Genomic DNA, 16,084 nt, shown 5'->3' on the forward strand with positions numbered 1-16,084 from the left:
CGGCCCCCTTGCGTTTCGCCGAAGACCTTGGCGTGCACCAGCTGTTCGAGGCGCAGGCCCAGCGCGCGCCGCAGGCCACAGCGCTGGTCCTTGATGATCAGGCGCTGACTTACCAGGCACTCAACCGCCGCGCCAACCAGCTGGCCCACAAGTTGCGCGAACTGGGCGTGGGGCCGGATGTGCGGGTCGGCATCGCCGTGGAACGCAGCCTGGACATGGTGGTGGGCCTGCTGGGCATCCTCAAGGCCGGTGCTGCCTATGTGCCGCTCGACCCGCAATACCCGCAGGAACGCTTGCGTTTCATGATGCAGGACAGCGGCATTCACTTGCTCCTGACCCAGCCTCACCTGACACCGACGCTACCGATTCCCCCGGCAGTGACCTGCCTGCAGATGCAGGCGGATGAGCAATGGCTGGCCCAGTACAGCGCAGCCAACCCGGTGAACCTCACCGTCGCCGACAACCTTGCCTATGTGATCTACACCTCCGGGTCCACCGGCAAGCCCAAAGGTGTGGCCGTCGCTCATCGGGAACTGTCGGTGTTCTGCAGCGTGGCGGCCGATTATTCGCGGCTCGACGCCAGTGATCGGGTGCTGCAGTTCGCCACGGTCAACTTCGATGGCTTCGTCGAGCAGCTGTACCCGGCCCTGTGTTGCGGTGCGCGGGTTGTCATGCGCGGACCGCAGTTGTGGGACATTGAAACCCTCCAGCAGGCCATCGTTACCCACGGCATCACCGTGGCGGACCTGACAACCGCCTACTGGCGCATGCTGGCTGCGCAAAAGCTGCCCGCCGGCGCCTGCGCGTCGCTGCGCCAGGTGCACGTGGGCGGTGAAGCCATGCCGATGGAAAGCCTGGGCGACTGGTGCGCCAGTGGCCTGCAGCAGGCTCGTCTGCTCAATACCTATGGGCCTACCGAAGCGACCGTGGTAACCACGGTGCAGGACTGCGCAGGCTTGCAGCCCGGTGCCGGTGGCAAGGCCATTGTGCCCATCGGCCGAGCGGTGGGGGGGAGGGTGACGTACGTCTGTGACGATGGCCTGGCCTTGGCCCCGGTCGGTTGGGTGAACGAATTGCTGATCGGTGGCCGGGGCTGCCTAGCCCGCGGCTATTTCAACCGCCCGGGGTTGACCGCCGAGCGGTTCATTCCCGACCCGTTCGACCCGGTCGGCGGCGGGCGCCTGTACCGTACCGGCGATCTGGCGAGCTACCGCGTCGATGGTGTTCTCGACTATGTGGGGCGCATCGACCATCAAGTCAAGATTCGCGGCCTGCGCATCGAAATGGGCGAGATCGAAGCGCGGCTGCAAGAGCACGCCATGGTGCGCGAAGCGCAGGTGATCGACATCGACGGGCCCACCGGCAAGCAACTGGTCGCCTACCTGGTGATAGAGGGCGGTCTCGAGCAGCAGGATGCGTTGCGCGAAAACCTGGCAAGCCACCTCAAGGCCGCATTGCCGGACTACATGGTGCCGGCGCACCTGATGTTCCTCAGCGAGTTGCCGCTGACGCCTAACGGCAAGCTTGACCGCAAGGCGCTGCCAAAGCCCGACCTGGGCCGCGACCAGCCTGCCTACGTGCCCGCGCGCAGCGAACGCGAAAGACAGATCGCGGCTATCTGGGCGCAGGTGCTCAAGGTTGAGCGCATCGGTCTGACCGATCATTTCTTCGAACTGGGCGGGCATTCGTTGCTGGCCACCCAGGTCACCTCGCGTATCCGCCAGGTACTGGGCCTGGAAATCCCCCTGCGCACGCTGTTCGAAGCCCCGGTGCTGGCTGATTTCGTGGCGCTGACCGGGCAAGGGACGGACGCGCCGGCCCCGGCGTTGCAGCCGGTCGACCGCGCGCAGCCGTTAGCCTTGTCCTACGCCCAGCAGCGGCAGTGGTTCTTCTGGCAGATGGCACCCGAAAGCACCGCCTACAACATGGCCACGGTTCTGCGCCTGCGTGGCGATCTGGATGTAGAAGCACTGCGCCTGAGCTTTGAAGCGTTGATCGCGCGACACGAGACCCTGCGTACGACCTTCCGCCAGGCGGGTGACCATGCCCTGCAAGTGATCCATCCGCCGCAGCCGTTCCACCTGCCAAGCGAAGAGGTCGAACTGTGCCAGGGGGATGAGCAGGCGGCGCTGCTCAAGCGCCTGGTCGAGGCAGAAACGCAATGCCCCTTCGACCTGGAGCACGGGCCGTTGCTGCGGGTAAAACTGTTGCGCGTGGCGGAGGATGACCATGTCCTCGTACTGACCTTGCACCATATCGTCTCTGACGGCTGGTCGATGCCGGTGATGGTCGATGAGCTGGTGCAGTTGTACCAAGGGCTGTGCAGTGGGCAAACAGTCGAGCTGCCTGAGCTGCCCATCCAGTACGCCGACTACGCCGTATGGCAGCGGCAGTGGATGGAGGCGGGTGAGCGGGAGCGCCAGCTGGCCTACTGGAAAGGCCAGCTGGGAGACCGGCAACCGGTGCTTGAACTGCCTGGCGATCGCCCACGCCCGGCGACCCAGGACTTTGCCGGCGCCAGCGTCGCCATCGACCTGGATCGCGACCTCGTGCACGCGCTCAAGGCATTGGCCCAGCAGCAGGGCGTCAGCCTGTTCATGCTGCTGTTGGCCAGTTTCCAGACCCTGTTGCACCGCTATTCGGGCCAGGACGATATTCGCGTGGGGGTACCGATCGCTAACCGCAATCGCCTGGAAACCGAGCGCCTGATCGGCTTCTTCGTCAATACCCAGGTGCTCAAGGCCGACTTCGACCTGCACACCACCTTCAGCCAGCTGCTCGAACAGACGCGCCAGACCGCCCTGGCGGCCCAGGCTCATCAGGATTTGCCGTTCGAGCAGTTGGTCGAGGCGCTGCACCCCGAACGCAGCCTGAGCCACAGCCCGCTGTTCCAGGCGCTCTACAATCACCAGACCGAACCCCAGGGGCAAGCGCGCAGCTTGCCTGGGCTGGAAGTTGAAGGCCTGGCCTGGGAGCGCTATACCGCACAGTTCGACCTGACCCTTGACACCTTCGAGCACGCCGACGGACTGGGCGCCTCGCTGGTCTACGCCACGTCGCTGTTCGACCGTGCGCGCATCGAGGCGCTGGCGCAGCACTGGTGCAACCTGCTGGCCGACATCGTGCGTCAACCCCAGCAGCGCGTCGCCGAGCTGGCGATGCTGGGCAGCGAGGAGCGCGAGCAGCTGTTGGCGGCATGGGACCAGACCGGCGACGACTATCCGGACGACCGTTTCGTCCATCAACTGTTCGCCGACCAGGTCGCCCGCACGCCGGACGCCGTCGCCATCCGCTTCGACGATCAACGCCTGAGCTACCGCCAGCTCGATGCACAGGCCAATCGCCTGGCGCACCGCCTGATCGAGCAAGGTGTCGGCCCCGAGGTCAGGGTCGTCATCGCCATGCGCCGTTCTACCGACATCATGGTGGCGTTCATGGCGGTACTCAAGGCAGGTGGCGTGTATGTACCGCTGGACATCGCCTATCCCCAGGACCGCCTGCGCTACATGATGCAGGACTGCGCCGCCGCCTTGGTGCTGACCCAGAGCGATGTGCTGGGCACGCTGCCGATCCCCGAGGGTTTGCCAACGTTGGCGGTGGACCTGCCGGCTGCCTGGCAGCAAGGCCCGGACACGCCACCCGAGGTGGCGCTGTCCAGGCACAACCTTGCCTATGTGATCTACACCTCCGGCTCGACCGGCATGCCCAAGGGCGTTGCAGTGGCGCATGGGCCTTTGGCCTCGCACATCCTGGCCAACGGTGAGCGCTATGAAACCGGCCCGCAGGATTGCGAGCTGCACTTCATGTCATTCGCCTTCGACGGTGCCCATGAGGCCTGGATGCACCTGCTGATCAACGGCGCCAGTGTGCTGGTGCGCGATGACAGCCTGTGGCTGCCCGAGCAGGCCTACGCCGAAATGCACCGGCATGGCGTGACCATTGCGGTGTTCCCGCCGGTGTATCTGCAACAGCTGGCCGAGCATGCTCTGCGCGTGGGCAACCCGCCACCGGTGCGAATCTACTGCTTTGGCGGTGATGCCGTACCGCAAGCCGGTTATGAGCTGGCCTGGCAGGCCCTGCGCCCGCAATACATCTTCAACGGCTACGGGCCGACCGAAACCGTGGTCACACCGCTGCTCTGGAACGCGTCGCCAGGCGATGCCTGCGGTGCGGCCTATGCCCCTATCGGCCGACTGGTCGGGCGCCGCCGCAGTTATGTCCTCGACGCCAGCCTCAACCTGGTGCCGTTGGGCCACAGTGGCGAGTTGTTCCTTGGCGGGCTGTGCCTGGCGCGTGGCTATCTCGACCGCCCAGGGCTGACCGCCGAACGCTTCGTCCCCGACCCGTTCGCTGCGAACGGCGAGCGCGTGTACCGCAGCGGTGACCTGACCCGCACCCGGGCCGACGGTTTGGTCGACTATCTGGGCCGTATCGACCATCAGGTGAAGATCCGTGGTTTTCGCATCGAGCTTGGCGAGATCGAGGCGCGGTTGCAGGATCACCCGGCAGTGCGCGAAAGCGTGGTCATCGACATCCAGGGCCCAGGGGGCAAGCAGTTGGCCGCGTATCTGGTCTGCGCGGATGTGCAACTTCACGACCTGCAGGGGCAAAGCCTGCTGCGCAGCGCGCTGCGCGATCACCTCAAGGGGACCTTGCCGGACTACATGGTGCCCACCCACCTGGTATTTCTCGACACGTTGCCGCTCACGCCCAATGGCAAGCTGGACCGCAAGGGCCTGCCCAAGCCTGACGTCAGCCAGCTGCAGCAGGTGTACGTCGCACCTCGAAACGCGCTGGAACAGACCATTGCCGGGATCTGGGCGGATGTGCTGAAAGTCGACAAGGTGGGGCTGTCGGACAACTTCTTCGAACTGGGTGGTGATTCCATCATTTCGATCCAGGTGGTCAGCCGCGCCCGTCAGGCGGGCATTCGCTTCACCCCCAAAGAGCTGTTCCAGCACCAGACCGTTCAAGGGCTGGCCTCAGTCGCCCGGCAAGGGGACGAAGGTGGGTTGATGATCGAACAGACGGCTGCAACTGGCCAGACGCTGCTGCTGCCGATCCAGCAATCGTTCTTCGAGCAGGACATTGCCCAGCGCCACCACTGGAACCAGGCGCTGTTGCTCAAGGCAGGCCAGGCGCTCGACAGCCAGGTGCTGGAACGGGCCCTTCAGGCCCTGGTGATCCACCATGATGCGCTGCGCCTGCGCTTCGATTGTGCAACGGGCGAGTGGGCGGCACATTACGGCTCGCCCGACCCACAGCAAGGTCTGCTCTGGCAGGCTACGGTGGCCGATGCCCAAGCCCTCGAAGCGTTGTGCGATGAAGTCCAAGGCAGCCTCGACCTGCAGCGTGGCCCTTTGCTGCGGGCATTGCTGGCAACCCTCGAAGATGGCAGCCAGCGCTTGTTGCTGGCAATTCATCACCTGGTGGTGGACGGGGTCTCCTGGCGTGTGCTGCTCGAAGACCTGCAAACCGCCTACAGCCAGTTGCACGCCGGCCAGCCACTCGACCTGCCCGCCAAGACCAGCTCGACCCAAGCGTGGGCCGGCCACCTGCAGACCTACGCACGTAGCGAATCGCTGCAGGCGCAGCTGCCTTACTGGCAGGCGCAACTCGACCAGACTGATGCCGAACTGCCTTGCGACAACCCGGGTGGCTCGTTGCATGGCATGCATGTCGGCACCGCCCGCACCCGTCTCGGCGCGGTCAGTACCCGGCAACTGCTGCAACAGGCGCCTGCTGCCTACCGGACGCAGGTCAACGACTTGCTGCTGACCGCGCTGGCCCGCGTCATCGCACGCTGGACCCAGCGCAGCGACGTGCTCGTGCAGTTGGAGGGGCATGGTCGTGAAGACTTGTTCGATACCCTGGACCTCACGCGGACCGTGGGTTGGTTCACCAGCGTGTTCCCGGTACGGCTGAGCCCGGAGCAGACACTGGGTGCATCGATCAAGCGGATCAAGGAGCAGCTGCGGGCGATCCCGGACAAAGGCATCGGCTACGGTGCCTTGCGCTACCTGGGTGATGACCAGGCTCGAGCGGCGCTTGCGCAGTTGCCGCCCCCACGCATCACCTTCAACTACCTGGGGCAGTTCGACGGCAGCTTCACGCCGGCCTCCGGCGCCGAGGCCCCGGCATTCCTGGTGCCAGCCGACGAAAGCGCCGGGGCCAGCCAGAGCCACGAGGCGCCGCTGGACAACTGGTTGTCGATCAATGGTCAGGTCTATGCCGGTGAGCTGAGCCTTGAGTGGACCTACAGCCGCGACATGTTCGACGTCGGTACGGTGCAACACCTGGCCGACCAGTTTGCCGCCGAGCTCGAGGCGATCGTCGCCCATTGCCTGGAGGATGCCCAGGCGGGTCTGACCCCTTCGGACGTTCCGCTGGCCGGGCTTACCCAGGCCCAGCTGGACAGCCTGCCGATCCCGGCGGCGCAAATCGAAGACCTCTATCCCCTGGCACCCATGCAGCAGGGCATGCTGTTCCACAGCCTGTTCGAGCAAGGCGGCGGCCATTACATCAACCAGATGCGCGTCGACGTCAAAGGGCTCGATGTGCCACGCTTCAGGCTCGCATGGCAGGCCGCCGTCGACCGCCATGAAGTGCTACGGGCCAACTTCGTGACCTGCTTCGAGCACCCTCTGCAGGTGATCCGCAAGCAGCTCGAGCTGCCGTTCACGTACCTGGACTGGGTGGGCGTCGCCGAGCAGGGCGCGGCCCTGGACCGTTGGGCCGATGCAGACCTGCGCAAGGGCTTCGACCTGCAGCATGACCCCCTGCTGCGTCTGGCGGTGATCCGCATCAGCGAAGCATCCTGCCATCTGGTCTTCACCAGCCATCACATTCTGATGGATGGCTGGAGCAATGCGCAGTTGCTCGGTGAGGTGCTCCAGGCCTACGCCGGGCTGCCGAACGGCGGGCTGACGGGCCGCTATCGCGACTACATCCAATGGCTGCACCGCCAGGACCCCGTGCAGGCCCAAGCCTTCTGGCAGCAGCAGCTGCATGAGCTGAGTGAGCCTACGCGCCTGGCGCTGGCCATGCGTCAGGACAAAGCCGGGCTGGGCGCAGGCTACGGCGAACACCAGCAGCGCTTGAGCGAACGGCAGACGCAGGCGCTGGGTGCCTTTGCCCGGCAGCAGCGAGTGACCGTCAATACCCTGGTGCAGGCGGCATGGCTACTGCTTCTGCAGCGTTACACCGGGCAATCGTGCGTGAGCTTCGGCGCGACGGTGTCCGGTCGCCCGGCAGAGCTGCGTGGTGTGGAGCAACAGCTGGGGCTGTTCATCAACACTTTGCCGGTGGCCGCCAGCCCGCGCCCGCAGCAGCGTGTGGCGCAGTGGGTGCAGCAACTGCAGGCGCAGAACCTGGCGCTGCGCGAGTACGAGCACAGCCCCTTGTACGAGATTCAACGCTGGGCCGGATCGGGTGGTGAAGGGCTGTTCGATACCCTGCTGGTGTTTGAGAACTACCCGGTCGGCGATGCGCTGCAGCAGAGTGCACCCGCCGGGCTCGCGTTCGGCAACGTGCACGGCCATGAGCAGTCGAGCGTGCCGCTGACCCTGGCGATTAGCGCAGGTGCGCAGCTGTCGGTGCACTACAGCTATGACCGGCAGTGTTTCACCCAGGAAAGCATCGCGCAGATCGCCCGCCACTTCGGTACGTTGTTGCAGGCGCTGGTCGAGGACCCGCAACAGGTGATCGCTCAACTGCCTTTGTTCGACGCACAGGAGCGCCAGGCAATCATCCACGACTGGAATCGGGCGCCTGCCAATCATCGCCCCGATCAATGCCTGCACCAGCTGATCGAAGCCCAGGCCGCGCGGACGCCGGAGGCCATCGCGGTGGTGTCGGGTGAGGGGACACTCAGCTACAGACAGCTCAATCGGCGCGCCAATCAGCTGGCGCACAAGCTGCGCGAGCAGGGCGTGGGGCCGGATGTAATGGTAGGGATCGCTGTGGATCGTGGTCTGGAAATGGTCATCGGCCTTCTGGGCATCCTCAAGGCGGGAGGCGCCTATGTGCCGCTGGACCCTGAGTATCCAGAGGATCGCCTGGCCTACATGATGAGCGATAGCGGTATCAACCTGTTGCTGACCCAGTCACATCTGCTCGCCCGCTTACCGCTGCCTGAGGGTGTCGAGCCGCTGCTCCTGGAGCCATTCCCGGGCTACAGCGAAGCTAACCCGGTCAACTTCACGCAACCGGCAAACCTGGCTTACGTGATCTACACCTCGGGGTCTACCGGCAAGCCTAAAGGCACCTTGTTGCCCCATCACAACGTCGTGCGCCTGTTCCAGGCAACCCGGCACTGGTTCTGCTTCGACAGCCAGGATGTCTGGAGCGTGTTCCATTCCTATGCGTTCGATTTTTCTGTCTGGGAACTGTTCGGTGCGCTGGTGCATGGGGCCAAGGCAGTGATCGTGGCCAAGGACGTGGCCCGATCGCCCGCCGACTTCCATGCCTTGTTGGTGCGTGAGCAGGTCACGGTACTCAACCAGACACCCTCGGCGTTCAAGCAACTGATCTCGCACGCCTGCGCACAGCCACAGGGTCAGGCCGAGCTTGCCCTGCGCTATATCGTGTTTGGCGGCGAAGCACTGGACGTCGGGAGCCTGGCACCGTGGTTCAACCACTTCGGCGACAGCCAGCCGACCTTGATCAACATGTACGGCATTACAGAAACCACCGTGCACGTCACCTATCGGCCAGTGTGTCGCGAGGATCTGCAGCGCGATGGCGTCAGCCCCATCGGTGAGGTGATTCCGGATCAGTCGCTGTACCTGCTCGATGCTGACTTCAACATCGCCGCGCCCGGTTGTCATGGCGAACTGCACGTTGGCCAGGCCGGTCTCGCCCGTGGCTATCACCGGCGTGCGTCGCTCACCGCGGAGCGCTTCGTACCCGACCCATTCGATGGCAGCGAGCAGGGCGGTGGTCGGCTCTACCGCACCAGCGATCTGGCACGCTATCGCATGCAGGGTGCGATCGAGTATGCGGGGCGCATCGATCATCAGGTGAAGGTCCGAGGTTTCCGTATCGAGCTGGGCGAGATCGAGGCCAGGCTGCAGGAGCATTCGCAAGTCCGCGAAGCGGTGGTGCTCGCCCTGGATGGCCCAAGCGGTACGCAACTGGTTGCCTATCTGATCCCTGCCCAGGCACCCACGGCAGCGTTGCGCGACAGCCTGCGCGAGCACCTTAAAGCGACGTTGCCCGAGCACATGGTGCCCGCCCACCAGGTGTTTTTGGAGTCGCTGCCCCTTACGGCAAACGGCAAGCTCGATCGGCGGGCCTTGCCCAGCCCTGATGTCACGCAGCTGCAGCAGCTGTTCGTCGCACCGCAAACCCCGCTGGAGCAGGACGTTGCGGCGATCTGGGCCGATGTACTGAAGCTTGAAAGGGTCGGCCTCAACGACAACTTCTTCGAGCTGGGCGGGCATTCGCTGCTGGCTGTGCAGGCCACCCAGCGCGTGCAGTTGCTGCTGGGGCTGGAGGTACCGCTTTCGGCCCTGTTCGCTGCCGGACGACTGGCGGACTACGTGGCGACGATGGCTGGCCTGGCGCCTGCCAGTGCAGCAGACGTCGATGAGTTGAGTGATTTCCTGGCAGAACTGGAGAGTGTTTGAAATGACGGCCCAGAACATCGAGCTGGTTAAACGGTTCCTGCATCTGCCATTGGAGCAGCGCAAGCAATTTTTTGAAAAGATGCAGTCCAAAGGCATGAGCTTCGCTCGGCTGCCGATCCCGCAGATACGCGACGAATGGGGCCCCATCGGCCTGTCGTACGCCCAGCGGCGACAGTGGTTTCTCTGGCAGTTCGAGCCGCAGAGCGCGGCCTACAACATCAGCATGGCCGTGCGTTTCAAGGGGGCGCTGGATGGCGACCTGCTGCAGCGCAGCCTTGAAGACCTGGTTCAACGCCATGAAAGCCTGCGTACTGCTTTTGCCCAGGACGCTGACCAGCCTGTTCAGGTCGTTGATCCACGCGTGCGGGTGGAAATAGTTCGGGAGCCTTTCGCAGAGGCGGGGGATTTCGCCGAGCGCCTGAAACGGCGTATCGAAGCAGAGGCCGGCCAACCCTTCGACCTGGGGCAGGCGCCCCTGTGGCGGGTGAGGCTGCTGCAGGTGGACGAGGCCGATCACGTACTGATCCTGGTCATGCACCATATCGTCTCCGATGGCTGGTCGATGCCGATACTGCTGGACGAGTGGATCCGCAGCTACGAGGGGCTTCGCCTCGGTCAGCCAGCATCGTTGCCGGCCCTGCCGATCCAGTATGCCGACTATGCCATCTGGCAGCGCCAATGCCTGGAAGCGGGCGAGCTGGAGCGTCAGCTGGCGTACTGGGAGGCCGAGCTGGGGGGTGAACAGCCGGTCCTGGAACTGCCGACCGACCATCCCCGGCCGGCCTTGCAGAGCCGGGCAGGGGCAAGCTTGGATATCCCCCTGGACGATGCACTGTGCGCCGCCCTCAAACAGCTGGCGCGGGATCAGGGCGTGACATTGTTCATGCTCCTGCTGGCCAGCTACCAGACCCTGCTGCATCGCTACAGCGGGCAGAACGACATCCGGGTCGGCATACCCACGGCCAATCGCAATCGTATGGAAACCGAAGGCCTGATCGGCTTTTTCGTCAACACCCAGGTACTCAAGGCCGAATTCGACCTGGGCACGACCTTCACTGACCTGCTCGAGCAGGTTCAGCGACGCGTCGCTGGCGCCCAGGCCCATCAGGACCTGCCGTTCTAGCAACTGGTCGAAGCCTTGCAACCCGAGCGCAGCCTCAGCCATAGCCCGCTGTTCCAGGTCATGTACAACCACCAGACCGAAGCACGCGGGCAGGCTCGGCAACTGCCTGGGCTGACTGTCGAGACCCTGGACTGGGAGCGCAGGACCGCGCAGTTTGATCTGACCCTGGAAACCGTGGAGCACGCGGCGGGGATCGCGGTAACGCTGACCTACGCCACCGCGCTGTTCGACGAAGCCACCATCGCCCAGCTCGCCGGGCACTGGCAGGGCCTGCTGGCCGCCATCGTCGCCCAGCCGCAGCAGCGCATCGCCGAGCTGCCACTGCTGAATGCCACCCAGCAACAACACGTGCTCCACGACTGGAACCGCACCCAGGCCGATTACCCGGTCGAGCAGTGCCTGCAGCAACTGATCGAAGCCCAGGTCACCGCCACCCCGGATGCCCCGGCGCTGGTATTTGCCGATCAGGCCCTGAGCTATGGCCAGCTGAACCGGCGCGCCAACCAGCTGGCGCACAAGCTGCGCGAGCAGGGCGTGGGGCCGGACGTGCTGGTGGGCATTGCCGCCGAGCGCAGCGTGGACATGGTCATCGGCCTGCTGGGCATTCTCAAGGCCGGTGGCGCCTATGTGCCGCTGGACCCGGAATACCCCGCCGAGCGCCTGGCCTACATGATGCAGGACAGCGGCATCGGCCTGCTGTTGACGCAAGCCCACCTGCTGGCGCAGTTGCCGGTGCCCGAGGGTGTGCAGCCGCTGCTGCTTGAGCCGCTGGCGGGCTACAGTGAGGCCGACCTGGTTCACCACACCTGCCCGGACAACCTGGCCTACGTGATCTACACCTCCGGCTCCACCGGCCGCCCCAAGGGCGCGGGCAACAGCCATCGGGCGCTGGTCAACCGCCTGTGCTGGATGCAGAAGGCCTATGGCCTGGACGCCGGCGATACCGTGTTGCAGAAGACCCCGTTCAGTTTCGACGTCTCGGTCTGGGAGTTCTTCTGGCCGCTGCTTGTCGGCGCACGCCTGGCGGTGGCACAACCGGGCGAACACCGTGATCCGCAGCGCCTGGTCGAGGTGATCAGGCAGCACGCGGTGACCACGCTGCACTTCGTGCCTTCGATGCTGCAGGCGTTCATGGGCAGCGCCGAGGTCGAGCGCTGCAGCGGCCTCAAGCGCGTGGTGTGCAGCGGCGAAGCCTTGCCCGCAGAGCTGGCGCAACAGACCCTGGCACGGTTACCCGGCGCCCAGTTGTACAACCTCTACGGCCCGACCGAAGCGGCCATCGACGTCACCCACTGGACCTGCCGCCCAGGCAGCGACAGCGGCGTGCCGATCGGCCGCCCGATCGACAACCTGAAGACGCACATCCTCGGCGCCGGTTTGCAGAGTGTCGCCCCACGAGCTGCCGGTGAGCTGTACCTGGGCGGCGTCGGCCTGGCCCGCGGTTATCACCGGCGCCCGGCGCTGACGGCGGAACGCTTCGTCCCGGACCCTTTCGACAGCACGGCCCAAGGCGGCGGTCGCCTGTACCGCACCGGTGACCTGGCGCGTTATCGGGCGGACGGGGTGATCGAGTACAAGGGCCGTCTCGACCACCAGGTGAAAATCCGCGGCCTGCGCATCGAACTGGGCGAGATCGAGACACGCCTGCTCGAGCACCCGAGCGTGCGCGAGGCGGTGGTGCTGGACATCGACGGGCCGGGTGGCAAGCAGCTGGCGGGGTATCTGGTGGTCGGCGAAGCACCGGCCGACCCGCAGCAGCAGAACGCACTGCGCAGCGAACTGCGCGAGCACCTCAGGCACGGGCTGGCCGACTACATGGTCCCGACCCACCTGCTGTTCCTTGAGCGCCTGCCGGTGACGGCCAACGGCAAGCTGGACCGCAAGGCCCTGCCCAAACCCGACGCAAGCGTGCTGCAGGACAGCTACGTGGCCCCGCGCAGCGAGCTGGAGCAACAGATTGCGACGATCTGGGCCGAGGTCCTGAAACTCGACCAGGTGGGCGTGACGGATAACTTCTTCGCCCTGGGCGGCCATTCGCTGTCTGCCACCCAGGTGATCGTACGCGTTCGTGAGGCGACGGGCATCGACGCCACCTTGAAGGCACTGTTCGAACAGCCCCGGCTGGAGGATTTCTCACGCTGCCTCGAAGAGAAAAATCAGCAAATCGATCCGATTCAGGCAGAACTGGCTAAATCGCTAGAGGCGCTCAAACGTCTAACCACGGAGGAAATTGATGAACTGATTTCATAGGGGATACATCAGTGCAAGCGTTGCTCGACTCCGTCAAATCGTTGTCCACCAAAGAGCGTCACGCTCTGGCCATGCTCCTGAAGCGTCAGGGAATCAACTTGTACGGAGTCGCGCCGATCCCTGCGAGGGCGCCGGAGGAGGTCCTGGCACTGTCCTACGCCCAGCAGCGGCAGTGGTTTCTCTGGCAGATGGACCCCCAGGGCAGCGCTTACAACATTCCGGTCGCCCTGCGCCTGAAGGGCGATCTCGACCTCAAGGCGTTGCAGGCCAGCTTCGACGGCCTGATCGCTCGACACGAAACCCTGCGCACTACCATTCACCTCGACGGTGACCAACCGGTGCAGGTGATTCACCCCGAGGCACCCTTCGCGCTGGTGATCGAAACGCTCAAGGGCATCGGTGCCGATGCCACTGCGGCACTCAAGGCTTGGGTGGAGCAGGAAGTTCAACAGCCATTCGACCTGGAGCAAGGCCCGTTGCTGCGGGTCAAGCTGCTGCGCCTGGCGGCGGATGACCATGTGCTGGTCCTGACCTTGCACCACATCGTCTCCGATGGCTGGTCGACACCGATCATGGTCGACGAGCTGGTGCGTTTCTACGAAGCTGCCAGATCCGGGCAGGCACTGCGACTGCCGGCGCTCCCGGTGCAGTATGCCGACTACGCGTTGTGGCAACGGCAATGGATGGAAGCGGGCGAGCGCGAAAAGCAGCTGGGCTACTGGACGGCGCGGCTGGGGGACGAACAACCTGTGCTCGAATTGCCGCTGGACCGCCCGCGTGGCTCGGTGCAGAGCCCGGCAGGCGCGCGCTTCGACGTCACCCTCGCCGATGCGCTGGCGGATGCGCTGAAGCTGTTGGCCAAGCGCCAGGGCGTGACCCTCTTCACGTTGCTGCTGGCAAGCTTCCAGGCCCTGCTGCACCGCTACAGCGGGCAGAACGATATCCGCGTCGGCGTCCCGATCGCCAACCGCAATCGCAGCGAAGTCGAGGGCCTCATCGGCTTCTTCGTCAACACCCAGGTGCTCAAGGCCGAATTCGACCTGACCACCACCTTCGATGCGCTGGTCGAGCAGGTGCACCAGGCCGGGCTCGGCGCACAGGCGCATCAGGACCTGCCGTTCGAGCAACTGGTCGAAGCCCTGCAGCCAGAGCGCAGCCTCAGTCATAGCCCGTTGTTCCAGGTGATGCACAACCACGCCAGCGAGGGGCGTGGCCAAGCACGGCATCTGCCAGGCCTGACCCTGGAGGCGCTCGACTGGGAAATCCATACCACCCAGTTCGACCTGGCCTTGAACACGCTCGAGCATGAGCACGGCATCGGCGCGTTCCTGACCTACGCCACCGCGCTGTTCGACGAAGCCACCATCGCCCAGCTCGCCGGGCACTGGCAGGGCCTGCTGGCCGCCATCGTCGCCCAGCCGCAGCAGCGCATCGCCGAGCTGCCACTGCTGAATGCCACCCAGCAACAACAGGTGCTTCACGACTGGAACCGCACCCAGGCCGATTACCCGGTCGAGCAGTGCCTGCAGCAACTGATCGAAGCCCAGGTCACCGCCACCCCGGATGCCCCGGCGCTGGTATTTGCCGATCAGGCCCTGAGCTATGGCCAGCTGAACCGGCGCGCCAACCAGCTGGCGCACAAGCTGCGCGAGCAGGGCGTGGGGCCGGACGTGCTGGTGGGCATTGCCGCCGAGCGCAGCGTGGACATGGTCATCGGCCTGCTGGGCATTCTCAAGGCCGGTGGCGCCTATGTGCCGCTGGACCCGGAATACCCCGCCGAGCGCCTGGCCTACATGATGCAGGACAGCGGCATCGGCCTGCTGTTGACGCAAGCCCACCTGCTGGCGCAGTTGCCGGTGCCCGAGGGTGTGCAGCCGCTGCTGCTTGGGCCGCTGGCGGGCTACAGTGAGGCCAACCTGGTTCACCACACCTGCCCGGACAACCTGGCCTACGTGATCTACACCTCCGGCTCCACCGGCCGCCCCAAGGGCGCGGGCAACAGCCATCGGGCGCTGGTCAACCGCCTGTGCTGGATGCAGAAGGCCTATGGCCTGGACGCCGGCGATACCGTGTTGCAGAAGACCCCGTTCAGTTTCGACGTCTCGGTCTGGGAGTTCTTCTGGCCACTGCTTGTCGGCGCTCGCCTGGCGGTGGCACAACCGGGCGAACACCGTGATCCGCAGCGCCTGGTCGAGGTGATCAGGCAGCACGCGGTGACCACGCTGCACTTCGTGCCTTCGATGCTGCAGGCGTTCATGGGCAGCGCCGAGGTCGAGCGCTGCAGCGGCCTCAAGCGCGTGATGTGCAGCGGCGAAGCCTTGCCCGCAGAGCTGGCGCAACAGACCCTGGCACGGTTGCCCGGCGCCCAGTTGTACAACCTCTACGGCCCGACCGAAGCGGCCATCGACGTCACCCACTGGACCTGCCGCCCAGGCAGCGACAGCGGCGTGCCGATCGGCCGCCCGATCGACAACCTGAAGACGCACATCCTCGGCGCCGGTTTGCAGAGTGTCGCCCCACGAGCTGCCGGTGAGCTGTACCTGGGCGGCGTCGGCCTGGCCCGCGGTTATCACCGGCGCCCGGCGCTGACGGCGGAACGCTTCGTCCCGGACCCTTTCGACAGCACGGCCCAGGGCGGCGGTCGCCTGTACCGCACCGGTGACCTGGCGCGTTATCGGGCGGACGGGGTGATCGAGTACAAGGGCCGTCTCGACCACCAGGTGAAAATCCGCGGCCTGCGCATCGAACTGGGCGAGATCGAGACACGCCTGCTCGAGCACCCGAGCGTGCGCGAGGCGGTAGTGCTGGACATCGACGGGCCGGGTGGCAAGCAGCTGGCGGGGTATCTGGTGGTCGGCGAAGCACCGGCCGACCCGCAGCAGCAGAACGCACTGCGCAGCGAACTGCGCGAGCACCTCAGGCACGGGCTGGCCGACTACATGGTCCCGACCCACCTGCTGTTCCTTGAGCGCCTGCCGGTGACGGCCAACGGCAAGCTGGACCGCAAGGCCCTGCCCAAACCCGACGCAAGCGTGCTGCAGGACAGCTACGTGGCCCCGCGCAGCGAGCTGGAGCAACAGAT

1 pseudogene is annotated in these 16,084 nt (G+C 65.3%); it reads left to right on the top strand.

The features are described 5' to 3' along the window. Positions 1-32: 32 nt before the first annotated feature. Positions 33-16,084, top strand: a pseudogene (locus tag CKW35_RS28945) (amino acid adenylation domain-containing protein); the annotation flags it as partial.

This window comes from Pseudomonas sp. Irchel 3F3, from assembly GCF_900187545.1.
Lineage (GTDB): Bacteria > Pseudomonadota > Gammaproteobacteria > Pseudomonadales > Pseudomonadaceae > Aquipseudomonas > Aquipseudomonas fortuita.